24 protein-coding genes and 1 pseudogene are annotated in these 22,044 nt (G+C 51.5%); 10 read left to right on the top strand and 15 right to left on the bottom strand.

Features of this window, described 5'->3' with window-relative positions:
* Positions 1–104: 104 nt before the first annotated feature.
* Positions 105–905, top strand: coding sequence for a helix-turn-helix transcriptional regulator (locus tag KNP78_RS07255; protein WP_214823535.1), 801 nt, complete (start codon positions 105–107; stop codon positions 903–905).
* 32 nt (positions 906–937) lie between these two features.
* On the opposite strand, the gene KNP78_RS07250 is transcribed toward KNP78_RS07255, so the two are convergent.
* Positions 938–1,696, bottom strand: coding sequence for a glucose 1-dehydrogenase (locus tag KNP78_RS07250; protein WP_214823534.1), 759 nt, complete (start codon positions 1,694–1,696; stop codon positions 938–940).
* A gap of 194 nt (positions 1,697–1,890) precedes the next feature.
* Here KNP78_RS07250 and KNP78_RS07245 point away from each other — a divergent pair, with 194 nt between their 5' ends.
* Positions 1,891–2,751, top strand: a complete 861-nt coding sequence (locus KNP78_RS07245) for an alpha/beta fold hydrolase (RefSeq protein WP_214823533.1) — start codon at positions 1,891–1,893, stop codon at positions 2,749–2,751.
* Positions 2,748–3,287 carry a hypothetical protein gene (locus KNP78_RS07240; RefSeq protein WP_214823532.1) on the top strand — a complete coding sequence of 180 codons (540 nt, stop codon included), beginning with the start codon at positions 2,748–2,750 and terminating at the stop codon, positions 3,285–3,287. The genes KNP78_RS07245 and KNP78_RS07240 overlap by 4 nt, the downstream gene beginning before the upstream one ends.
* Before the next feature lie 33 nt (positions 3,288–3,320).
* On the opposite strand, the gene KNP78_RS07235 is transcribed toward KNP78_RS07240, so the two are convergent.
* The gene (locus tag KNP78_RS07235) at positions 3,321–3,584 is read right to left on the bottom strand and encodes an excalibur calcium-binding domain-containing protein (protein ID WP_214797490.1); all 264 of its coding nucleotides are present in this window, start codon (positions 3,582–3,584) and stop codon (positions 3,321–3,323) included.
* Positions 3,585–3,693: 109 nt separating this feature from the next.
* Here KNP78_RS07235 and KNP78_RS07230 point away from each other — a divergent pair, with 109 nt between their 5' ends.
* Positions 3,694–3,909, top strand: coding sequence for a hypothetical protein (locus KNP78_RS07230; protein WP_214797489.1), 216 nt, complete (start codon positions 3,694–3,696; stop codon positions 3,907–3,909).
* Between the two features lie 89 nt (positions 3,910–3,998).
* Positions 3,999–4,865, top strand: coding sequence for an AraC family transcriptional regulator (locus tag KNP78_RS07225; RefSeq protein WP_214823531.1), 867 nt, complete (start codon positions 3,999–4,001; stop codon positions 4,863–4,865).
* Between the two features lie 50 nt (positions 4,866–4,915).
* Here KNP78_RS07225 and bglA read toward each other — a convergent pair whose 3' ends face one another.
* Together bglA and KNP78_RS07215 are read right to left on the bottom strand one after the other, a co-directional pair.
* Positions 4,916–6,370 (bottom strand): 6-phospho-beta-glucosidase BglA, encoded by a 1,455-nt coding sequence (gene bglA, locus KNP78_RS07220; protein ID WP_214823530.1) that lies wholly within the window; start codon positions 6,368–6,370, stop codon positions 4,916–4,918.
* 12 nt (positions 6,371–6,382) lie between these two features.
* A complete protein-coding gene (locus tag KNP78_RS07215) occupies positions 6,383–8,272 on the bottom strand; it encodes a beta-glucoside-specific PTS transporter subunit IIABC (RefSeq protein WP_214823529.1) in 1,890 nt (629 codons plus the stop codon).
* A 162-nt stretch (positions 8,273–8,434) separates the two neighbouring features.
* Between KNP78_RS07215 and KNP78_RS07210 the strand changes: the two genes are divergently transcribed.
* The gene (locus KNP78_RS07210) at positions 8,435–9,145 is read left to right on the top strand and encodes a GntR family transcriptional regulator (protein ID WP_214823528.1); all 711 of its coding nucleotides are present in this window, start codon (positions 8,435–8,437) and stop codon (positions 9,143–9,145) included.
* A gap of 234 nt (positions 9,146–9,379) precedes the next feature.
* Here KNP78_RS07210 and KNP78_RS07205 read toward each other — a convergent pair whose 3' ends face one another.
* The 8 genes and pseudogenes from KNP78_RS07205 to KNP78_RS07170 all read right to left on the bottom strand — a co-directional run bounded on the left by KNP78_RS07205 (position 9,380) and on the right by KNP78_RS07170 (position 15,852).
* Entirely contained in the window at positions 9,380–10,111 is a 732-nt protein-coding gene (locus KNP78_RS07205) for a hypothetical protein (RefSeq protein WP_214823527.1), read from the bottom strand.
* Complete coding sequence (locus tag KNP78_RS07200; RefSeq protein ID WP_214823526.1) at positions 10,108–10,569, bottom strand: DinB family protein; 462 nt, start codon at positions 10,567–10,569, stop codon at positions 10,108–10,110. Before KNP78_RS07200 ends, KNP78_RS07205 begins: the two co-directional genes overlap by 4 nt.
* A gap of 29 nt (positions 10,570–10,598) precedes the next feature.
* Complete coding sequence (locus tag KNP78_RS07195) at positions 10,599–11,660, bottom strand: DUF58 domain-containing protein (protein ID WP_214823525.1); 1,062 nt, start codon at positions 11,658–11,660, stop codon at positions 10,599–10,601.
* 2 nt (positions 11,661–11,662) lie between these two features.
* A pseudogene (locus KNP78_RS07190) lies at positions 11,663–12,450 on the bottom strand (AAA family ATPase).
* Positions 12,447–12,740: a hypothetical protein gene (locus KNP78_RS15695; protein ID WP_251128486.1), complete on the bottom strand. Its 294-nt coding sequence runs from the start codon at positions 12,738–12,740 to the stop codon at positions 12,447–12,449. The pseudogene KNP78_RS07190 and the gene KNP78_RS15695 overlap by 4 nt, the downstream one beginning before the upstream one ends.
* 614 nt (positions 12,741–13,354) lie before the next feature.
* Positions 13,355–13,840 carry a DUF3916 domain-containing protein gene (locus tag KNP78_RS07180; RefSeq protein ID WP_214823524.1) on the bottom strand — a complete coding sequence of 162 codons (486 nt, stop codon included), beginning with the start codon at positions 13,838–13,840 and terminating at the stop codon, positions 13,355–13,357.
* Positions 13,841–13,917: 77 nt separating this feature from the next.
* Positions 13,918–14,526, bottom strand: a complete 609-nt coding sequence (locus KNP78_RS07175; RefSeq protein ID WP_214823523.1) for an Imm64 family immunity protein — start codon at positions 14,524–14,526, stop codon at positions 13,918–13,920.
* Positions 14,527–14,589: 63 nt separating this feature from the next.
* Positions 14,590–15,852, bottom strand: a complete 1,263-nt coding sequence (locus KNP78_RS07170) for an NCS2 family permease (RefSeq protein WP_214823522.1) — start codon at positions 15,850–15,852, stop codon at positions 14,590–14,592.
* Positions 15,853–16,138: 286 nt separating this feature from the next.
* Between KNP78_RS07170 and KNP78_RS15745 the strand changes: the two genes are divergently transcribed.
* From KNP78_RS15745 to KNP78_RS07155, 4 genes are all read left to right on the top strand, one after another.
* A complete protein-coding gene (locus KNP78_RS15745; RefSeq protein WP_256440867.1) occupies positions 16,139–16,261 on the top strand; it encodes a hypothetical protein in 123 nt (40 codons plus the stop codon).
* A gap of 370 nt (positions 16,262–16,631) precedes the next feature.
* Positions 16,632–17,192 carry a VanZ family protein gene (locus KNP78_RS07165; RefSeq protein WP_214823521.1) on the top strand — a complete coding sequence of 187 codons (561 nt, stop codon included), beginning with the start codon at positions 16,632–16,634 and terminating at the stop codon, positions 17,190–17,192.
* A 20-nt stretch (positions 17,193–17,212) separates the two neighbouring features.
* The gene (locus KNP78_RS07160) at positions 17,213–17,893 is read left to right on the top strand and encodes a response regulator transcription factor (protein ID WP_214823520.1); all 681 of its coding nucleotides are present in this window, start codon (positions 17,213–17,215) and stop codon (positions 17,891–17,893) included.
* Complete coding sequence (locus KNP78_RS07155) at positions 17,883–19,025, top strand: sensor histidine kinase (protein WP_251128485.1); 1,143 nt, start codon at positions 17,883–17,885, stop codon at positions 19,023–19,025. Before KNP78_RS07160 ends, KNP78_RS07155 begins: the two co-directional genes overlap by 11 nt.
* Positions 19,026–19,159: 134 nt before the next feature.
* On the opposite strand, the gene KNP78_RS07150 is transcribed toward KNP78_RS07155, so the two are convergent.
* The 3 genes from KNP78_RS07150 to KNP78_RS07140 form a co-directional block, all read right to left on the bottom strand.
* Positions 19,160–20,665 (bottom strand): PH domain-containing protein, encoded by a 1,506-nt coding sequence (locus KNP78_RS07150; protein ID WP_214823518.1) that lies wholly within the window; start codon positions 20,663–20,665, stop codon positions 19,160–19,162.
* On the bottom strand, positions 20,662–21,171 hold the full coding sequence (locus KNP78_RS07145) for a PH domain-containing protein (RefSeq protein ID WP_214823517.1): 510 nt from the start codon (positions 21,169–21,171) through the stop codon (positions 20,662–20,664). Before KNP78_RS07145 ends, KNP78_RS07150 begins: the two co-directional genes overlap by 4 nt.
* Positions 21,172–21,244: 73 nt before the next feature.
* Positions 21,245–21,916, bottom strand: coding sequence for a WGR domain-containing protein (locus KNP78_RS07140; RefSeq protein ID WP_214823516.1), 672 nt, complete (start codon positions 21,914–21,916; stop codon positions 21,245–21,247).
* Positions 21,917–22,044 lie beyond the last annotated feature (128 nt).

Here is a 22,044-nt window from a genome sequence, read left to right as displayed (position 1 = left end):
TAGAAAATCCCGATGAAATGTCTTGATAGACGCTTCGTGGTGAAAAAGAAGTGTGTCCATCCGGTGTTAAAACGAAATAAATGTTCAATTATTGAGGTGTTCGGATGAAGCTTGAAGAAAATCTGATTGATATCCAAGAGTGGACTGAAACGACGATTGAGACGACGATCAAAGTGAATCCGCAGTTTCAAATCTGGTTAATCACGAACGGACAACTCGACCTGCTCGTCAATGGGACACGGTCTCGGCTCCGCTCCGGGATGGCGTTGATCTTAGACCGTGGACAAATCGTAAAAGTTGAACCGAAGGGAGAGCCATTTCGATTGGTCGTGATCTCCGTCGAGCCGTTTGACCTATTCTCTCCGTCGCTTGCGGAGTTGTACGTGACACCGCACGCCGAGACGTTGCGTAGTAAAGTGTTGCATCCCGGTGAACCAGGAGATAAGCCCGTCCTCGACATAATCGACAAAGTGATTCGCAGCCTGAAGAAGAAGTCCTCGTTCGCGTTGCTCGATGCGAGCTTACAGCTCGCAGTCATTTGGCGCTATTGGATTCAACAGCCGCAAAGCGGAACGAAACATCATGTTCAGGAACGGATGCGTCTCATGCTCGCCTACATACATGACCATGACACGATGAAACTGACGCTCGAAGACATCGCAGCAACGGGTGGTCTGAGCCGGGCGGAATGCTGCCGCTACTTTACAAAATGGGGCGACACATCGCCGCTCGCCTACGTCCAGAACGTCCGCATGCATCGTGCGGCGCGCCTCGTCAAGGAGTCGAAGGAACCGATCGCCGATCTAGCGCATCGTCTCGGCTACACGAGCGTGAGCCATTTCGTGCAATCGTTTAAAAAAGTCCATGCGGTGACACCATTGGCGTACCGAAAGCGACAGACATAACAAAAGCCGACGATCGTGTCGGCTTTTTCTCGTTAACGGGCGGTCCAACCGCCGTCTGCTTTCAAGACGTCGCCATTGACGAAACTCGAATCATCGGAGGCGAGGAACAACGCGACCTTGGCAATCTGCTCCGGTTCACCCATTGGAGCCTCCCCTGCCCCTTGGATGGCTCGCATCCCGAGTTCGCTCGGCGCGGTGATTGTGGCACCGATATTCGTATTGACCCCGCCCGGTGCGATGGCGTTGGCCCGAATCTTGTTGAACGTACCGTATGTGGCGGCGATATTTTTAGTCAGGCCGATGAGCGCATGTTTCGAGGCGACGTACGAGGCGCCACCGCGTGTCCCGAACAAACCACCGACCGAGGCGTTATTGATGATGACACCGCCCGTTTCTTGTTTGTCCATGACATGGATCGCGGCCCGTGCCAGTTTCATCGGTCCGGTCAAGTTGACGGCGATGACCCGGTCCCACATCTCGTCCGTCACTTCGCCGACGGTCAAAAAGTTGTCCATGATGCCCGCGTTGTTGACCAAGATGTCGAGCGAGCCGAACGTGCTCGTCGCCGTCTCGACCATCTTGTCGATATCTTCCTGCTTCGTGACGTTCCCCGAGACGCCGACGGCTTCCCCGCCGCTCGCTTTAATCTCTGAGGCGACCGCTTCGACCGAGTCCCCGTTCATGTCGACGGCGACGACGCGTGCCCCTTCCTCGGCAAACAGTTTGGCGATGGCCCGACCCATCCCTGACCCGGCCCCGGTGACGAGTGCCGTTTTACCCGATAATTTCACACCGCATTCCTCCTTGTTGAGACAACTCAAGAGCGACAGAGAAAACGACAAGTGCAACCTGCTCACGTGTCATTAGTCTATACCCGGATTTGGGTGAAAACGTATCTCCGTTTGAAAGAATCTGCTTCTGTTCCAATCACTAGTCACGTACAATGGAAAGATACAGATATTGGGAGTTGAAAGGTGGGATTCAATTGAATCGTTATCATGCAGAAGTGATGGGAAGCGGGACACCCGTTATATTTTTACCGGCTGGAGGATTCACCGGAGAAGAAGGCCGTTCACTCGCTGAGGTGCTATGCGACGACTTCGAGGTGCATTTGCTGGATTTGCCAGGGTTCGGGCGAAGTGAAGGGATTAAGCAGGCCGTGACGTCCGAACAGTTGGCGGATTGGGTCAACGACTACGTCGTCACACATCGACTCGGACCCGTCCATGTGATCGCGCATTCACTTGGAGGTGCGATCGCTCTCGCTTTCGCCACGCATTATCCCGAGCACGTGGAGCGGCTCGTCTTGCTCGATCAAGGCCATAAGGCGTTCCCTCGCATTCCGCTGAGAGAGTATGGCGTGTTCGGCCTTGCCGTCCCGCTCCTGAGCGGACTATACCGTCTACTTGGAAATCGGATCGTCCGGAAAATCGAGACGAAGGTCATTTCAGATGAAGGTACATCTCCAGTTACAGAGGAACAGGTTAAGGCTTTCTGCGCACAGACAGGCCTCTCTGATCGAGACGAGATTCGACGTGCGTTGGACGCCCCGGCCAAGCTCGGGCAAGGCGGATTGAATCTGTTGTTCGGCTTCTATCACCTTGACGTGCCGCAGCTCATACGTTCATTGCAAGTTTCAACCTTGCTTATTTACGGCGATTTTGTCGGATTAGACGACAAAGAAGCCCGATTGACGAAGTCAGCCATGATGGACCTGCAACGGCATGAGTTGCCAATCACTTATATACGAATGACAGGCGGCCACTTCGTCCATTGGAACCCGGCGTTCCCGATTGAACAGGTGCGACAGTTTTTACAAGTTGAGAAAGTGAGCAGTCTGTCATGAACCGTCAGCAAAAGATTGTCCTCATTCTTGTGTGCTTATTGTTGGTATCAGCCGGAGTGGCCTGGGCATTTGATTCGACGAAGCAGACACAATTGCCCGAGGGAGCGGAACCGATTCTCACCTACCCTGTTGATGACCGTAATATGAGTCTTCGCTTTTTCACGAACAGTTACACCGTCGAGGAATGGAGTGAAGAGCCGGTTGCGCAAGGCATAGGTCTTGAACTTACTGTCGACAATCAGGTTCAGTCGGTTACATCTGAATCGCTGTCCGAGGCAGGTCTCACCTGGTCGACTTTCGGCCAATCGTGCGGAGATCCGTCAGCATGTTCCCCGTACGATATCCTTTACGGGATGAACCACGGCGAGACGACAAGAGTCGTCGTCGAGTTGAACGGGGAACGGTTCGAACCGGAACTGTTGAAGACGAAGGCTGGGAATGATGTCTGGTTCGTGCTCGTCGACCAAATCGAGTCGATTGAGTCAATCACTGGCTACGATGCTGAAGGGGATATATCGTACCGCTTTAATAACTAAAAAAGAGACGGAGGACCGCTGTCCTCTCATCTCTTAGCGTTCGCAGGCGATAAAGTCTTTGTCGCGGTCTTTCGATTTGTTTGCTTCATACAGCGTGGCGCTGACATACGGCTTGTACTTCGTCTTGCCGCCTTTGTTTTTCGTCGTCTTCGTCTTGGCGACACCGCCCTTGTACGTCTTATTCAGTTCGGTGCAGTTCTTAAATTTTTTCGGTGCAGCGTCCGCGGTTTCTGACGGCGCGATGCTCAGCGTGAACAACGCGATGCCCGCGATGGTCGCACGAAGTAGCTTTTTCATAGTTTTCCTCCTAGGTAACAAACGATATGCGTGCTAATTCTTGATTATTATAAGGGGAGTTATGACGAATACCCTGATTTTTAAAATAGTTAAAGGAAGGTAACCATCTATGGACTTACTTATGTTGATACAGGACCGGGCTCTCCCGTTACTACTGCTCGCACTATTTCTCATTTTGAACGTCGTGTTCGTCATCGGGATTTGGAAACGACGACGCCACTTCTCCAAAACATTTCTCGTGTTCGCGAGCTCGCTTGCGTTTCTACTCATGACGTCATCGATCATTCTCATCATGTTCACGATGTTCATCGGCTACAACCAGTGATGCCTTCTATCCGATGATATCCGTATCAAAATCATCGAGTGCCCCTACGACGTTCGAAGTATGATGAATGCAGAAAGGAGGGAATGCTGATGCTTGAATCATTGAACCGATTGATGGACCACATCGATCAACATTTAACAGAAGACATCACGAGTCAGGATATCACCCGCATCGTCGGGGTCTCCGACTATCATTTTCGACGCATGTTTTCCTACATGGCCGGGATGACGCTCAATGAATACATTCGAAACCGTCGGCTGTCAGAAGCGAACAAGGACTTGATTCAAGGGAAATCAGTCACGGACATAGCATATACGTATGGCTATCAATCCGTCGACGGATTCTCGCGAGCGTTTCGAGACTGGTGTGGCTTTTTACCGTCAGAAGTCATCAAGAACAAGATTCAAAAGTCATTCCCGAAATTCACTTTCTTCATTGACATCAAAGGGGGAATCTCGATGGAATTCAAATTAGAACACAAATCTTCATTTAACGTCGTCGGCGTGTCTAAACGCGTCCCGATTCAGTTCGAAGGCGTGAATCAAGACATCGTCGAGTTGGCGCAGTCAATTACGGAACAACAACGAAGCGAGATGCATCAATTGGCGGACCTTTATCCAAATCAAGTGCTCAACGTGTCGTACGACTTCGACGAAGGGTATTTGGACGAAAAAGGGTCGCTGACGCATATGATCGGTTTCGCGACGACACAAGCTAATCCGTACGAGGACCTTGAACAGATCACGATCGAGTCGAACCTATGGGCCGTCTTCCCGAATGCCGGCCCTTTCCCGGAGACGCTTCAGGAGACGATGGCCAAGACGTATGCCGAATGGCTGCCGACGTCAGGCTACGAACTGGCAGACTTACCGAGTATCTCGTTCACGAAGCATAATGGCCCATCAGACAACGTCTATAGCGAAGTCTGGGTGGCGGTCAAACCGAAAACGACGTAAGCACAGCAAAGCACCTCCAGAAGACAACTATCTTCCGGAGGTGCTTTCGTTTACTTCGTAGGTTCGTACGCGAGCGCTTCCCCGTTCGTTTCAATCACATGCTTATACCAATCGAACGAGTCTTTCTTCATCCGCTCCATCGAGCCGTTGCCTTCATTGTCACGGTCGACATAAATCATGCCGTACCGTTTCTTCATCTCGCCCGTCGTGAACGAGACGATGTCGATGATGCCCCATGGCGTGTACCCGATCAAGTCGACGCCGTCATAGACGACCGCTTGTTTCAGCTGCTCGATATGCGCCTTCAAGTAGTCGATGCGGGCCGCATCATGGATCTTCCCGTCGACGATCTCATCGACGGCACCGAATCCATTCTCAACGATGAAGAGCGGGATTTGATAGCGGTCATACAACCGATTGAGCACGTAGCGGAGACCGACCGGGTCGATCGACCAGCCCCAGTCGCTCGACTTGATGTACGGGTTCTCGACACCGTTCGGCAGACCACCGTTGACGATGTCCCCGCTGTTGTCGGCGACGACGTCACTCTTCACGGTCGTCGACATATAGTAGCTGAAGCCGAGATAGTCGACGGTCCCGTTCTTCAAAATCTCCTCATCCCCATCAAGGAACGGGATTGAATACCCTTCACGCTCGAACTCGTTCAAGGCGTAGCTCGGATAGACCCCGCGCACTTGCACGTCCGGGAAGAAGTAACGTTGGCGCATCATCTCTTCGGCCAGCATGACGTCGTCCGGGTTCGACGAGAACGGATAGATTGGCACGTGGGATACCATCGCCCCGATTTCAAAGTCTGGGTTTATCGCTTTTCCTTTCGAGACGGCGAGCGCACTCGCGATCAACTCGTGGTGCCCCGTCTGATACATCACTTCACGAGCGTTCTCCCCATCTTCGACGATGACGCCTGAGTTCGTCCATAAGAAGAGCGGGTTATTGACGTCCATCTTGTTGTTGATTTCGTTGAACGTCATCCAATATTTGACCTTGTCTTTGTAGCGGTCGAAACAGACCTCAGCGAAACGGACGAAATGGTCGACGACGGCCCGGTTGCGGAACCCGCCGTACTCACGTGCGAGATGGAGCGGCATCTCGAAGTGGGACAACGTGATGATCGGCTCGATGTCGTGCTTCAACAGCTCGTCGAACAAGTCGTCATAAAATTGGAGACCGGCCTCGTTCGGCTCCGCATCGTCCCCGTTCGGGAAGATCCGGCTCCAACCGATTGATGTGCGGAGACATTTCAGTCCCATCTCGGCGAAGAGCGCGACGTCTTCTTTATAGCGGTGATAGAAGTCGATCGCCTCGTGGTTCGGATAAAACTCGTCCGGCTCGACCTTGTCCGTGATGCGACGCGCGACGCCGTGGGCGCCCGCCGTCAACACATCGACGACGCTCGGTCCTTTGCCGTCGGCGTCCCAGCCGCCTTCAAATTGGTGAGCGGCGAGTGCGCCGCCCCATAGAAAGTCTTTCGGTAATGTCTTCATCGTAGTTCCTCCTTATTGATTAACAATCGTGAGCATTGGTGTCGTCGTGTCTGTCTGATTACTTGCTTGGACGAGTACGTCAGCGTATGTCGCGCTGTTCGTCACGATGACAGGCGTGATACTTGAAATATTATGTGCAGCGATCATGTCACGGTCGAACGTCGTCAACACATCGCCCGTTTTGAAGCTGTCTCCATCCTTGACGTGTACGGTGAACGGTTTCCCGTCGAGCGTCACCGTATCGAGACCGACGTGGATCAACAACTCGATTCCCGTGTTCGAACGGAGACCGATCGCATGTTTCGTCGGTGCGACCATGACGACCGTCCCGTCAAACGGTGCAATGACCTTATTCCCGTCTGGATCGACGGCATAACCTTTCCCCATCGCCCCGGAGGCGAATACATCGTCCGGAACATCGCTCAAGGCGATGACTTTTCCTGAGAGCGGTGAAGCAATCGTCTCTTCCTGGACGAGCGTCGCACTCGCTTCTGCCGTCGCAGGTGTTTCCGTCACTTCTGTCACTTGTTTGGCCGTGTCTTCTCCGAATCCGAAGATTTGAATCAAGACGACCGGAAGGATAATGGCGATTGCTGTCCCGATTAACAGTCCCCAAATCGAGGTCGGCACGTCTTCACTGATTCCGTTCACAAGGGTGAGCGGACCCGGGAGACCAGCGTAAGCGAAATAATACGGGTTGAAGAAACTGGCCACGATGGCTCCGATCGCCCCTGAGATACATCCAAAGATGAACGGTTTCTTGAAGCGGAGTGTCACCCCATAAATGGCAGGCTCCGTGATTCCGAATAGTCCAGTAATCCCGGCCGACACACCGACTTTTTTGATTTCTTGGCTCTTCGCTTTCAAGATGACACCGAGGACGGCGCCGACTTGGGCGATGACGGCAATCGTCTGATATGCCTGGAACGAGTCACGGCCATACAAATCGAAGTTTGCGAGCACCATCGGCGTCACACCCCAATGGACCCCGAAGATGACGATGACTTGCCAGAGACCACCGATAATTGCACCGGCGAGCATCGGGGCGTTCTCCGCTAAGAAGTTGTAGCCGTTGGCAATCCCGACCGCACCCATCGTCGTGATTGGTCCGATGACGAGAATCGTGAGTGGCACCATGAGCACCAAACTGAAGAATGGCACGAACAACGGACGAATGACCTCGTTCATGTGTCGGTTCAAGAACCGCTCGACATAAGACAAGATCCAGACGAGGAAGAGCGGTGGCAATACCGATGACGTATACGTCGTACCTGACAAGGCGATACCGAGGAAACTGATCGTCTCCCCTGACGTGATGCGAGCCGCCATCTCGGCCCATGTCGGACTGACCAAGGCCGCACTGGCTGCGACAGAGATGAACGTGTTCGTCTTAAAGTGTTTCGATGCCGTGATGGCGATGAAAATCGGCAAGAACGTGAACGGTGCCCATGAGATGAAGCTGAACACTTCGTACGTCCCTGTCTCAGCGAACCCGTCGAACAACAGTGTCGTGATAATGAGTACCCCTTGCAAAATCCCGGCTGCGGCCAAGATATAGATGAACGGTGCGAACACGGCGGACATCGTCGCGATGATGCGGTTCAGGACGGTCCCTTTGTTTCCGTCTTCCACCTCCGACCCTTCGATTTGCACCAGTTTCGTGAACTCATCGAACACTTCCCCGACATGCTGCCCGATGACGACCTGGAACTGGCCGCCCGTTTCGACGACCGTGATGACCCCCGGCATCGCCATGACTTGTTCTTTCGCCTGCGGATTCGACCGCTTCAAGACGAGACGGAGTCGCGTCGCACAGCGCGCCGCATTGATGACGTTGTCTTCCCCTCCGACGGCCTCTAAAATATCCCGAGCCAACTTTGAATAATCCCGAACTTTACTCAACTGAAAACCCTCCTTTGATGTAACGCTTACATTTTGTACACTCTTACTATAATTGTACCGGTACAATTAATCAATAGCGATACAATAAATAGTTTGTGAACGTTTCGTAGACATGTGTGTGGTATAATGAAGGCAACATTTTCAAGTAGATGAGGGATGAGCGTGCTTAAATATCAACAAGTGGCAGCAGAGATTGAACAGTACATCAATCAACATGATTTGAAGCAAGGAGATAAACTTCCCGTCCTCGAGCAGTTGATGAGCCAATATGCCGTCAGCAAGAGTACGATCACGAAAGCGCTCGAGTTGCTGGAGCGGAAAGGCGTCATCTTCCAATTGCGGGGTAGCGGCATCTTCGTCCGGCGCCACAACCGTCCGGGCTATATGAGCCTGTTCTCGACGCAAGGGTTCAAGAGCAACCTCGGCGACCGGGTATTGACATCGGACGTGCTCGACGTCTCGGTCACGAAACCGGACGCGACGGTCGCACAGAACCTTGGCATTGACGTGACGGATGACGTCTATCGTGTCGAGCGGGTCCGCTTTGTCGACGGTGAGGTGTTCTGTCATGAGGAGTCGTACTTCGTGAAGGCGATCGTCCCGTATTTAAACCGGGAAATCGTCGCCGACTCGATTTTCGATTACGTCCAAGGCGCACTTGGTGTCACAATCGGCTTCTCGGACATGTACATGCAGGTCGGACGATTGGCTGAGACGGAAGCCGGCTATCTGGGTTTGCAGAAGGATGACCCGACGCTCCGCATCGAGACGATTTTCCATCTTTCGAATGGGAAGCCGTTCGACTACTCTCGCATCACCTATCATTACGAGCACTCGCAGTTCGTCGTCCAGGCGAACGGGCCATATATGTAAAACAAGCCCTCATGCATGCGCATGGGGGCTTGTCGGTTAACGCATATTGAACTTAAACGAGTGGCCTGCGTTTCAAATCGAGCAACGCGCGTCTCTATCCATTTCAGGTAGGAATCTTCTTCGAACGGAAGCGTCTCTCCATAGCTGCAACGATGGGCGTCGTTTCGGAATGCCGTAATGGTGGCTTGATCGACAGTCGAATCGATTGGCGTAAATGTCAAGATTGCAGCGGTTTTATCCATGGATTCGCCGACGGAACACGAGATAGATGAGCGGGATTGACGCTAAAACGACGATCCCATAACGTCGAAGCACTTGTGGTGTCGCTGATTCATCTGTACCATTTTCCTCACCGACCAGGTCGCTATCGCTCGGTTCGCTGGGTGGAGCGTACATTTCTCCGGCCAGTTCTTTGAACGAGCTCAGTGAAATTGTATCTCCCCCGACAAACGTCTTCGTTACCGGCGTCAACGCTGTCATCATCTCACCGTTCACTTCGAACCAGGCACTTTTCTGCGCTTCATGCACAATGTCGCCTTTTTGGTCGTCCAACGCATCAAGTGCGACCGCCAGCTCTTTCCCATATCCGAACGTCGAGAAGCCATACTTGTCCGTTGCCACTTCATACGTGCCAATCACATTGACCGGGACGTCATCTTGATAGACGACCGCGATGTACTCGTCTGAGAACTCGAACGCCTCTCCGAGCGGTAACGTCTCTTCAGACGTCATGTACATCTGAGACGGGATCATAACGGAATGGAGCGGTCCGAACGATACATTCTCACTCGTCGTCATGTCATATTGGGCTGGATTCTCTTGGATGTGATCGAGCACGATGTCTTCAAAATGCTGGTCGGCATAGGCTTCAGGTGTCTTCTCGGTCTCCGCTGCGTGAGCTGGTGTAGTCATGAGGGCGATACTGAGTCCGAGGATGCCACCGAGACGGAATAGTCGTTGTTTCATGATGGTTTCTCCTGTCCGCTCCGATGTAGGAACGTGTCGATTTGGTGTTCGTGATGCCGGTCATGCTCGATAAACTCTTCGAGGATGTGAAACAGTGTCGCTTCCGCGTCTGCCGATAGGGTGCCCCGTCGCTCAATCGACTCGATCAACGTTTGCCGTGTCGACCTTGCCTCCGCAAGCACGTCGTGTGATGAGATGCCACGCTCCACTTGATCGATGGCACGTTGGTTGAATGCATCGAACTCCGGGAACACCACTTCCCTCCCAGTTTGAAGCGCAGGGACTGTCTCTCGCATGAGATAGTCGTCCCAGTTTGTCATATGAAGGATGATGGCTTTCATGGACCATTTCCCAGTTGCGAGCGGTGTGTCCCACGTGGCTTCATCGATGTCGATCAGTGAGTCGAGCCATTCTAAATATGTAGAAAACAAATGAAGGGTGTTCGTTTTATCAGGCATAGGAGTGACTCCTTTCGTTCAGCTAGTGATTAAGAACTGAGCAATACCTCGTGATTGATGGTGATGAGCTCACTTTGGGCGTGCTTCCGGTTTTCGACGATTCGTGAGAACCGTTTCGAAGCGATGAAATGATCCTGCTCATTGACGAGCGCCAATCGAATGAGTGAGAGGCGGAGTTGCTTCCTCCCCTCGTTCATGACCAAATGATCGATTTGGTTGATGTGATCTAGGCGATTGATGAATAATTCGACTTTGCACTCTTCCTTCAGCAAGTAAGAAACGAGATAGGAGGCTTGTTGAATCAATTCTTCGAATCTGGCGTGCAGTCCGCTCCCTTGAGGTGTATTCAAATCGAGCACCAAGGTGAACGTATCCAAATTCTGTCGTTGAAATACTTTTGCTTGTAAACGACCTGTCTTGGCCGACGCATACCAATCAATTTGTTTCGTAGGTTCGGCTTCATACGATTTCGAGCTTAGAATCATCAACTGATCTTTGAGTGGAGAATGTTTGACGAGCCGATCTCCCACGCGATAATGTTTCGATTCGGACACGTTCATCTTCTTGATTGACGGGAGTACCGTCCACTCTGGAAGTGACTCGACCGCGTCGACGAGCAGTACGGTACCAAGAAAGAATGGTAGCCTCGCGCTGACAATGCATTCGTTCATTTTGACTGGCCCTCGTTTCTCAGCCTGAATCGTCAACGGAACATCCGCTTCGTCTGGCTCGATGCTAATTGTCTTTGTGCTTGATCCATTATCAAAGGTGATGCCTCGTCCGAGCGTGACTCGGACAGAAAGTGGAATTCCGAGCGTCGTCATTTGTTTTAAGCCGTGGACAGTCATTCGTAACGTGGCGACATCATCGATGAACAGCAATTGTTCTTTTTGATGGAACGACACGCATATGGAAGTGGAGATTATATGCGTCAACCATTTCCGAGCCAGCATCAGACCGAGGATGATCCCGCAGACGTAGGCAACTGGCCAGATATATGGGAACCACATCGTAAAGATCATTAAACCAGTGTACGCGGGCCATAATTTTTCTTCCAACCACGTTGGCGTGCTCAGTTCGACGCGGTTCATGGTCATACCTTCTCGACAGGCACGTCGACTCGTTCAAGTATATCTGCTAGCACGTTCCGTTTCGTCGATTTCACGTCCCCTTCGAGCGTCAACGTCAATCGATGTGACTTCGCGTCTCTTGAACGAGTGCAAGCAGATACGTGACGACATCTTCATGGACACGGACGTCTTCGACTTCTGCTTGGGCCGCTAAGAATGACTCATTCGACATGAGTGCGTGCACGGCATGTCGTGTCTTGGAAATCGTTTGGAGAATCAAATTACGCTCTTCTGAAGCCTCGGGATAGCCGACTTGGAGCGCCATCAAGAAGCGGTCGAGCTGCGCATCAGGTAGTGCGTATGTTCCTGCTGACTCGATCGGGTTCTGTGTCGCGATGACGAAGAAAGGTTCAGGCAGTTTATATGTGACACCGCCGATTGAGACTTGCCGCTCCTCCATCGCTTCAAGCAAAGCGGATTGCGTCCGGGGTACGGCCCGGTTGACCTCATCAATCAGCAAGATATTCGTGAAGATGGGCCCGGTCTTGTTCTCGAACGTCTGTGTCTGAACGTTGAAGAAGTCTGTTCCGATGATATCGGTCGGCAGAAGATCGGCCGTGAACTGAATTCGTGTGAAGTCGGCCTCGAAACTTTTGGCGATGCTTTTAGCGAGGAGCGTCTTGCCTGTACCTGGTACGTCCTCGAGTAGAATATGTCCGTTTGCCAAGAGTGCTGTACAACAGAGACGCGTGATTTCAGGCTTTCCAAGATAAATTCGGTCTAACTGATCCAATACGTGTTTGATGGTCATGAGGTAGACTCCTTTTCTAAGCGAAGTAAGTAGGCATCAAGTTGTTGTTTGAACGCTTCTTCACGTTGTGGGGTGATCTCGACTTGGTCATACCGGGTCTCTAAATAGCTACGAAGTGAGGCGTCGAGTTGAATGCGGCTCGCCCATGCGGATAACGTCTCGAACGTCCGTCGACGCTTTTGTGGCGGCAGCGCTTGTTCGAATTGAATCAAATGTTGCCGTAACGGTGAATCCGGCAACGGATGTTCGAGACGTTTTTCCTCTTCGGACCTTCCGTCTGTCTCTGGCATCCTCTCGTCTGTCGAAATGGATTCCCTCACTTTCTTGTTAAAGCGGCGTCTGTGCCACATCCATAAGCCAATCACGAGAAGGATTGCGCTGGAAATGTAAGGTAACAGGGAAAGGCGATTGGATTCACTTGTGGATGGTTGGCCGTATGACGGAGACGAGTCATTCTCATCTTCCCTTGGTGTGCCTCCTTCATCATCTGATGGCCCAACAATCGCCCCTTCTTCAGAAACACCGGGCCCGGAATCTACGTCACTACCATCGCCACACCAAAAATCCGTGTCGACAACCTCAATGATTCCAAACAACTTTCGCTTGTCATGACAGTCCGTGACCCAATTAGTGATGGGGCTCCCTGAGATGTCCAATCCTTTGAAGTATGTATAAGCGAGTTGACCTGAGAATGAAATGAGTGCGACAACCAGTAAGGAAAGCAAGGATACGGATAGAAAAATAACTTTGCCCTTTTTCATGTAATGATCCGTACAGATATTTGTAGACTGGACTTCATACCTTCCAACGGCTCCTTTCGATTTAAAGTGAACGACAAATTCGATTCTGCGTGTAAAAAGAAAAATGTCGAAATATTCAGTATTCTTTAGGCGTGCGATGGCCACTAGACATGTAGTAGCCAAACCTCACTTTCAAACTGCCCATCCTCGTCACATATTGAAGACACGTACCGATTCAGTTCCATGTGGCCACGTAATTGCCGCATCAAGATCTCATGCTCCTCGCGGTGCATCGACCCCAGAGTCCAATCCTGGTGAAGAAGAAATGCTCGATAAGCTGCGTCCGATTGAAAGACAATGATTTCAGACGACCAAAGCGTAGGGATGTCCAATAACACGACGATTCGATAAGCCTCATCAGGTCGAAGATGTTTCAAGCGGATTGCTCCATCCAGCAATGTGTCTATAACGAGACGTTTCCCGCGCAGCTTGAACCGTCTAGAGAACAGGACGGGTTGGCCGATCGGGACTTTGCTGTTCCAGTACCCCTTGACGAACGTCGTTGGGAACGATGACGTCGTCCCCTCGACATGGTCGACCATTTGATACAATTTACGACGCATCCCGCGTATTTTTCGTTCATGATTCATATCGCATGCTCATCCATTTGAAATTCAACTTCCTTTATTTCTAAATTAAGGAAATTATACCATGTCGATGCAATCCTTTATACACTAATTAAATACGTTCGGCTGAGTTGTGACGTCATCCCATCGAGTGCGATTGACCCATGAACCAGCTTAAGTCCGTCCTTAATCGGTATGACAGAGAGAGACAGACTTTCGATGAGGTTACGCTCTTGAAGAAAAGTTTTAGGTGCCCAGTCCAGCTCAATCTCGTGCCCTGCTACCGCATAGGCGAAGGATGCGCTTCGGTATACGTCTATAAGCAGTCGTTCTACACTGGCTGTGGCTCTGACAAACGATTCCGTCATATTCGTGTCTACGAACAAGTCCTCCCAGTCCAAATCAATGAGCAGACCTTCAAAGCCGATTTCGTCTCTCACTGACACGGTCACGATTTGGTAACGTCGACCGAAACGGGCAGTCGATAGGGTGACGGAACCGTAATACTGGATTTGAGACAAGTCGAGGTCTGACCCGGTCGGTTCAATCGTCACCCATTCTGTTCCGTCTTCGTCTTGACTGTAGGAGATGTGATCAACCTCCCCACCATCTTGCATCAAGGCGTCACAAACAATTTGAAGGTTGCGAACCAGCCCACTCCCAATTGTGAACGCGATTCCGATTGAAACGAATCCTCCTGATTTCCTCATAAACCCTCCCCCTTTGTTTCATCATACAAAAAAGCGGCACCGTATACACGGTACCGCACTATCTTACAGCCAGACTGGTAAAGAAAAGAAAACCAAGAACAATACGGTCAAGACACCGACGACCGGACTGAGCGACCGATAGCCCTTCTTGAACAAGACGATCATCGTGTAGGCGATGAATCCGAGCCCGATGCCATCGACGATGGAATACGTGAACGGAATCATGATGATGACGAGAATCGCCGGGAAGGCATGCTCCCAATTGTCGAGCGGGAGATGCTTCACGTTCTGGAACATCATCATGCCGATGATGACCAACACCGGCGCAATCGCCGTCACCGGAATGATCGCGAACAGCGGCAGCAACAAGAGCGAGACGACGTACAGGCCTGACGTCACGAACGAGGCGATGCCGCCCCGTGCGCCGACCGAGATGCCGGCCGCGACCTCGACCGTCGAGACGGTCGGGCTCGAGCCGAACATGGCACCGGCCATCGTCGACAACCCTTGGGCGACGAGCCCTTTCGGTGCGTCCGCATCCTTGCCGATGGCGCGCGTCTGATTCTGAATCAGACTGATGTTCTCGATCAGCAAGACGAGCGTCAACACGCCGACGGCGACAAGGAAGATCGGTGACGCCGACTCGGCGAACGAGACGTTGCCGAACACGGTACCGAACGACTCGAAGAACGGCGTGAGCGCGAACTCGCCGGTCCAGTCGAGCGTTCCCATGACGGCGCTCAGGCCGACCCCGAACGCGATTGTCCATAAGAAACTGCTCGGTCCCATCTTCAAGAAGAGCAGGATGGCGACGAAGAGCGACAGGAACGCGACCTGTACCGGTCGTTCCCCAAGGTCTCCGATGTGAAGCAGTGCCCCGCCACCGCCCGAGACGATCCCCGCCGCCTCGAGCCCGATCAAGATGAGGAACAGGCCGAGCCCGACCGTCAATCCGTCATGAATGATTGGCGGGAACGCGTTCGCGAGTTTCCTCGCCACCTTCGTCACCGTCAGCAGGACGACGAGCGCCCCCGATACGAACGAGACGGCGAGCGCGCCTTGCCAACTCAGCCCCATCTGCAGGACGAGCGTGTACGTGAACAGCGCGTTGATGCCCATCCCTGGTAACAGGAGCAGCGGCAAGTTGAACAGCCCTGCGATGAACGTTCCGATGATGCTTGTCAAAATCGCTCCGACGAGCGCTCCCTCGAACGGGAGTCCGGCTTGTGTCAAGATTGCCGCGTGAACGGCCGGGATGTATGCTGTCGCCAGAAAGTTCAGCACACCCCCGTATGTTTCTGTTTTCCATTCTGTTTGTTTTGCCATAGGAATCAATCCTTTATTGGCACCCTCACCCACCCATGTGGTTATACACACGAGATTGATTATATCCTGTCTGACCTCTGACATACAAGCTATTATTGGTTCAAATCCATCTTTGGACCCAGTCATGAGACCTATTCGGACGAAAGGTTCAATTTCTAAAATAAGAACAAACGTTCCTGTTTTTAGCATCTTTTTTGAAGGGAATCTGCTATAATGAAGGAGCAGGTTAACGCAGCAATAGTGGGGTCAGCCGCCAAGTCCACAATGGAGGAAGGCGGTGGTGCGGATGGAACAACTATGGACCTGGGTCGGCGATTATGTGATCGTCCCGATCCTCGCTCCGATCATCGTTCATTTGGTGTTACACCAAACATCCGGTCGTGCAACGTCTGAACGCACAAAAAAATGACCCCCTCGGCGCAATGAGATGGGTCACTTTCTGATTCACTAACCATTGTGGCGGCTGAGACCACTCTTAAAGTGGTAGCCTGTAAGCCAGAGGCCGGTGTGTCCAGCACCGGTCTCTTTCTACTTGCATCATACCATACTTGTTCCCATTTTTCAGTAACAGAAACGCGAAAACGGTGAAGTTGACGTGACGAATGATAGCTGGCCGTCCGACATCATTCAGAGACCAAGTTTCTAAGCCCGTTGTTCAACAGTTCGAGGCAGAGCGAAGCGCTTTGCCTTATTTAGATTTCATTTATGACACCTTTAAGAATTCTTTAAGTCTGCCATCTACACTGAAGACAGTTCAAATTCTTAGGAGGTTCATAACCATGTATAATAAAGATTATTCAGTCATGTTCACAATCGAATCAGGGGTCGTTCTTATACCGCTCGCGATTCTCGGTCTCATCACGTTACTCGTCTGGTCGTTTCGTAAGAAACATGTAAAGGTCGCGCAAACTCTTTTGCTTTTGTCGTTCGGGATATACGTATTAGGTGTCCTTCACTTTGTCTTCTTCCCGATTGACGTCAATGTAGGAAAGTATGCGAATCAAGTCCCGTGGTGGAGAACGATTAATGTTATTCCGATTCTGACCATCGATGTGTATTCATTTGTGCTGAATGTCGTCATGTTCCTCCCGTTCGGCTGCTATCTTCCATTTTTGAAACCGTCGATCACGAAAAAAGAAGTCCTCCTACGAGGTTTTCAATTCAGTCTAATCCTTGAACTGACGCAATTATTGGTACGTACGACACTAGGCAGTGGACGAAGCACAGATGTGAATGATTTATTGGCAAATGCGTTCGGCGCACTCTTAGGGTTCCTACTCGTTCGCTTCATCGTTCAATTTGCCCCGTTCCGACGTTTATATCAGAATTTCCAACTTTAATTCGCAAGGGAGTTTCAGGCATGACAAAAATCTTGTTAGTGGATGATGATGTCCAAATCGCAGAACTGATTAATGTATATGTAAAGAATGACGGGTATCTCACGACGCTGGCAACCGATGGGGAAATGGCGCTTGCCTTGTTCAATCGAGAGCCGTTTGACTTAATCATCTTAGATTGGATGATGCCTCGGATGGATGGGCTTGAATTTTGTAAGCGGGTGCGTCAGACGAGCCAAATCCCGATTCTAATGGTCAGTGCCAAAGTGGGTGACCTGGATAAGATATTGGGATTAACGACAGGGGTCGATGACTACATCATCAAACCGTTCAATCCGCTCGAGTTGATGGCACGTGTCAAAGCATTGCTGCGCCGTTCAAACTATAACCGACCAAGCGAGTCCTCAAGTGTGCAAGCTGGTCCCTTTCTGATCGATCGAGCCAGTCACACTGTCACGATGCAAGATCAGACGATTCGATTGACGGCACGTGAATTTGAGATTTTGTATTTACTGGCGAAACATAAAGGCCGGGTGTACAGCTCTGAAGAGATATTTGAGACGGTCTGGCAAGAGCATGGCGTCGGGTCGAATCAGACGGTGATGGTTCATATCAGTAACATCCGCGAGAAATTACATGCTGTCGTGCCACATGAGGTCATCATTCATACGGTGTGGGGAGTGGGATATAAAATTGAGACATAATATATGGCGCGTCATAACGTTCATCCCGATATGGAAACGTCTGCTGTATGTAGTGATTGCTTTCGGGGTCGCCACATTGAGCGGTGTGTTGTTACTGCCTGCCGTCTGGTACTTTGAAGAGTCATCACGATTTGTGGAGAGTCTGATCATCGTGTTGTCGTATTTCCGGGAAGGTGTCATCGTCATGTTTTACAGTCTGGTGGTCATCGTTTGTCTCGTGTTGATTTATCAATATGAGCGCAAACGATATTTACAGTTTCACATTGAGCGGATGACGTCACTTGTCGAAGAACTCCATGCCGACCGCGATTCGGTTGAACGATCTGTTCCACCAGAGCTAGACCGGTTGATGGCAACCGTTCGCGCCATCTCGGACAGTGCGGCAAAAGCGGAGCAAGAAGTGCTTCAAGCGGATCGTTTGAAACATGAGCTCGTGACGAACGTCGCCCACGACTTGCGCTCCCCGCTCACGTCGATCACGGGTTATCTTGACTTGATTCACAGCGACCGCTATCGGGACGAGGTGGAATTGCGACATTACATCCACGTCATCCATGAGAACGCGACCCATCTGAAAGGCTTGATTAACGATATCTTTGACTATACGTTTCTACAAAACGATCGGATCGCCCTCCAGACAAGCGAGGTCCGTCTCGATGAATTGCTCAATCAGTTCATCATGCAGTCGACGTTACGTCTCTCGGAAGTTGGAATGGAAGCTCGATTCAGCTCCTCAGCCGAACGTCCCATCGTGGAAGGGGATGCGTTAAAGCTCGTCCGTGTGTTTGAGAATATACTTGAGAATGCGATTCGTTACGGGCGTGACGGAACGTATATCGATATGTTCATCGACGATACGGATGAAGCGGTTCTTATCAACATGACGAACTACGGCGAGGAGGCCATCCCCTCCCGTGACATCCCTTACGTGTTTGAGCGATTTTTTAGAGTGGAACAGTCACGCGCGCATTACACCGGCGGATCAGGTCTCGGTCTTGCCATCGCCAAGTCCATCATCGATTTACACGAGGGCGAGATTCACGTGACGAGCCAACCAAGAGAAACGACGTTCACAATCATTCTCCCAAAAGTCTCTCCAAATGCTGTTCATGAGAAAGCATGGCCCGTGTGACCTACACGCGCCATGCTTTTTTCGTGCTCACACAAAAGATGATCAACTTCAAGCTCATGTTCGTGCGATTGCATTAAGAGGATTATCGACGAGCCCAATCGCACTACGCGACTGGGCTCGTCGATAATCGGGCGTTAGCCCGGTGTTTTCATATCTTCCTCTACCGTATAGCGGGAGAACCAGTTCATCATGGCGTCCGCCTCTTGCTTCGGGATGTCCTCGATCATCTCATTCGATAGCAAGCCACCCCGTGTCGAGAACAGGACGTTACATACATCGAAACGGCGTTGGAGTGGCGTCTGTGTCACTTGGACCTGTTCGATCCGCGGCTTGTCCGTCAAGAATGAACTGACGTTGAAGGCCCCTGTCCGCAGCTCGATGAACTGACCGTTGCGAGCGTAGCGCGTCGTCATATAGCTCAATAGGCGACCGCCGATAATGATGGCCCACAGTAGGACGAGCCACCAGGCGTAATCGCGGAAGAAATACAAAACGACACCCGAGACGATGAGTCCGACCCAGCTGATGCGTAGCAGTTTGACCCAGAGCGAACGTTTTGGCAAGCGATGAAGCGTGTCAGACCAGACGAACTGGTCGAAGTGCTCGTTCAACACGGTCATCGCCCGCTCCCGTTTCACGAACGGGAGGATGGTTGACGATTCGTCTTTCAACTCGTCCATCGTCCCGGCCGCGACGAGTTCGACACCGACGATGTTGAACCAGCGCCGAATGAACGTCTCTTTGACCCGGACCGCTTGAATCTTCTCGTATGGGATCTCTTTAGCGGAACGGTTGAGCAGTCCTTTCTCAACGCGGATGCGGTCCCCGCGACGTTCGAGCCGGAAGTTCCCGTATTTCAAGAAGTTGATGACCATGCCGATGACGACCGACAATATCAGGACCGTCAGGACGAGCAGGCCAATCGCGATAATCGACGCGTGGACGACCCAATCGCCGATCGTATCGAACGTCCCGTCGAGATTGATGAAGTCATCGATGGACGAGATGATCGTCGAGGCGACCGGGAAGATCGCGAACACCGACAATGATGTCAGCGAGGCGATGATGATCTCTCGGGTCGAGAGGGCGTACAGCAAACGGCTCGCCGGTTTTTCAATCACCACCGGTGTAGCTGTCGTGTCCGTCTCTCCTTCTACTGGTATATCGGACTCGGTCTTGCGGTGACGGACCTGGTCCAGGATGTCCTCGAGCCGCTTCGCCTCGTTCGGGAAGACGCCGGCCAGTTTGAACGAGGCGTCGTCGCTGTTCGCGTTTGTATCGAACGTCAATTCGACGACCCCGAGCAACCTGTACAAGAACGGGCTGTTCGAGTGGACGCTCTGAATCTTATAGAGCGGGAGCGACTTCTCTTTCTTGATCCAGTTGCCGTCGATGACATATACCGTCTTCTCATCGAGCGCATAGCGGAAGTTGAGCCAACCGAAGAACTTCTGCAAGATGTCGAGTCCGAGGAACAGCAAGATCCCGACGCGTAGGATGATGCCGAACGTCGACTCCCAGTCATTGTTCAAGACGAACAAGAGCACGAGCGGGATGGCGAACGACTTGATGACCTCTAACACTCGAAGCATAAGGACGCGACTCGGTAGTCGATGCCACGTGAGGGCGGCTTCCGTCATACGACATCCTCCTCTTCGATGCGGGCATAGACGGCAATCTGTTCCCGAAGCGACTTCGCGAACGATTCCTCGATCGCATAGATGTCATGTGACCCGGCGGCCGTCCCGATTGTGATTGTCTGCAAGCCGTACTTTCGTAGCAGCGGGCCTTGCTGGGCGTGGACGTATTGTACTTTCGTCATCGGGATCAACACATCGTGCGTCGTGATGATGCCGTGATGCAAACGAATCTCGAGCGGCTTTACATCATACGTGAACCGTTCTTGCTTCCATTTTTGGAAGACGACGATATCGATCACACTATAGATGAGGTCGATAGCGAGTAAGGCGTACATCGTATATTGAAGCCATGTCGGCCAGTCAAAATAAAGCGCGGCCGCGACGAGCCCTCCTGTAATGACGAGGCCGATGAGATAAAAGATGGCGCTCGACAGTCGGAAGACGGTACGGGCCTCGATCGGCAGTGTGCCACTGAATGATATCGGTGTTGTTTCTATGTCTGACATTGGTGTTTCCCCCTATTCGTTCGGACGTTTGTCCTTCTCTCTCTTTAGTATACGCCGTTTTTCTGAAAAAGTTTCATTTCGACACGGGGAAAGTGGCGAGCTGTTCGTTGATTAGCTGAAACCGATGCGTATCCTCAGGCTCGACTTCCTCGACGATTGTGGTTAACGCTTCATGGGCAGAACGTTTCAACGCATCCGTGATTCGTCCGGTCAGTTTGATTGAAGCGAACGCGCTCACGAGGATGACGACGTCACACACGAAACGATCTCCGTTCAACATCCAGTCGTCCGGCGTCGAGATGTCTTCCTCGAGCCAGTCAGACAGGACGGCATACGCCCCTTCCAGAAAATCGAAGTCCTGCTCTTTTCGAAGCGCTTCTCCGAACATGTCGAGGACGTCGGCCCCTTCATCGCTCCCGAACGGCGCGAACTCGTCCGTACAGTCTAAATAAAAGTCTTCCTGGAAATGTTGCATAAACGCCGGGTTGGCCGTCAACGGATGCGGGCCGATCTCTGGGTCATCTAAGTAAAGATGGTTGTCCCAGTCGTACTCGACCTCAACGTACCCTTTCTTTAGTTTTTGACGGACGAGTTTGTCGGCTTCTTTCTTACACTCTTCTGCTGTATCAAAAGACTTTAGTTGGACTTTACCGACCGTACCGAGCTTTCCATACTGGACGACGAACTCGTCTGTGCCGACGCGGATGTTCCAAAATTTTGTAGTGTGCAGTAAATGGACCTTCATTTGCCACTCCCCAATAATATTTATTATGTTTTCATTATACGGTGAATTAGCCAATCTGGTGATTCGCTTTTTAGTGTATTATTTTTCAATTGTTAACATTTTTTTATTATAAAGGAATATATAAGTAT

Source organism: Exiguobacterium sp. s28 (genome assembly GCF_018618135.1).
In the GTDB taxonomy this organism is placed as follows: Bacteria; Bacillota; Bacilli; order Exiguobacteriales; family Exiguobacteriaceae; genus Exiguobacterium; species Exiguobacterium mexicanum_A.
The sequence above is the reverse complement of the archived record's forward strand: the minus strand, read 5'-3'. Positions and strand labels throughout refer to the sequence as shown.

Excerpts from the sequence above, each read along its gene's own strand:
- KNP78_RS07255 (WP_214823535.1), top strand. The coding sequence starts at position 105 with ATGAAGCTTGAAGAAAATCTGATTGATATCCAAGAGTGGACTGAAACG.
- KNP78_RS07240 (WP_214823532.1), top strand. The coding sequence starts at position 2,748 with ATGAACCGTCAGCAAAAGATTGTCCTCATTCTTGTGTGCTTATTGTTG.
- KNP78_RS07235 (WP_214797490.1), bottom strand. The coding sequence starts at position 3,584 with ATGAAAAAGCTACTTCGTGCGACCATCGCGGGCATCGCGTTGTTCACG.
- KNP78_RS07230 (WP_214797489.1), top strand. The coding sequence starts at position 3,694 with ATGGACTTACTTATGTTGATACAGGACCGGGCTCTCCCGTTACTACTG.
- KNP78_RS07225 (WP_214823531.1), top strand. The coding sequence starts at position 3,999 with ATGCTTGAATCATTGAACCGATTGATGGACCACATCGATCAACATTTA.
- bglA (WP_214823530.1), bottom strand. The coding sequence starts at position 6,370 with ATGAAGACATTACCGAAAGACTTTCTATGGGGCGGCGCACTCGCCGCT.
- KNP78_RS07205 (WP_214823527.1), bottom strand. The coding sequence starts at position 10,111 with ATGAAACAACGACTATTCCGTCTCGGTGGCATCCTCGGACTCAGTATC.
- KNP78_RS07200 (WP_214823526.1), bottom strand. The coding sequence starts at position 10,569 with ATGCCTGATAAAACGAACACCCTTCATTTGTTTTCTACATATTTAGAA.
- KNP78_RS07195 (WP_214823525.1), bottom strand. The coding sequence starts at position 11,660 with ATGAACCGCGTCGAACTGAGCACGCCAACGTGGTTGGAAGAAAAATTA.
- KNP78_RS15695 (WP_251128486.1), bottom strand. The coding sequence starts at position 12,740 with ATGCCAGAGACAGACGGAAGGTCCGAAGAGGAAAAACGTCTCGAACAT.
- KNP78_RS07180 (WP_214823524.1), bottom strand. The coding sequence starts at position 13,840 with ATGAATCATGAACGAAAAATACGCGGGATGCGTCGTAAATTGTATCAA.
- KNP78_RS07175 (WP_214823523.1), bottom strand. The coding sequence starts at position 14,526 with ATGAGGAAATCAGGAGGATTCGTTTCAATCGGAATCGCGTTCACAATT.
- KNP78_RS07170 (WP_214823522.1), bottom strand. The coding sequence starts at position 15,852 with ATGGCAAAACAAACAGAATGGAAAACAGAAACATACGGGGGTGTGCTG.
- KNP78_RS15745 (WP_256440867.1), top strand. The coding sequence starts at position 16,139 with ATGGAACAACTATGGACCTGGGTCGGCGATTATGTGATCGTCCCGATC.
- KNP78_RS07165 (WP_214823521.1), top strand. The coding sequence starts at position 16,632 with ATGTATAATAAAGATTATTCAGTCATGTTCACAATCGAATCAGGGGTC.
- KNP78_RS07160 (WP_214823520.1), top strand. The coding sequence starts at position 17,213 with ATGACAAAAATCTTGTTAGTGGATGATGATGTCCAAATCGCAGAACTG.
- KNP78_RS07150 (WP_214823518.1), bottom strand. The coding sequence starts at position 20,665 with ATGACGGAAGCCGCCCTCACGTGGCATCGACTACCGAGTCGCGTCCTT.
- KNP78_RS07145 (WP_214823517.1), bottom strand. The coding sequence starts at position 21,171 with ATGTCAGACATAGAAACAACACCGATATCATTCAGTGGCACACTGCCG.
- KNP78_RS07140 (WP_214823516.1), bottom strand. The coding sequence starts at position 21,916 with ATGAAGGTCCATTTACTGCACACTACAAAATTTTGGAACATCCGCGTC.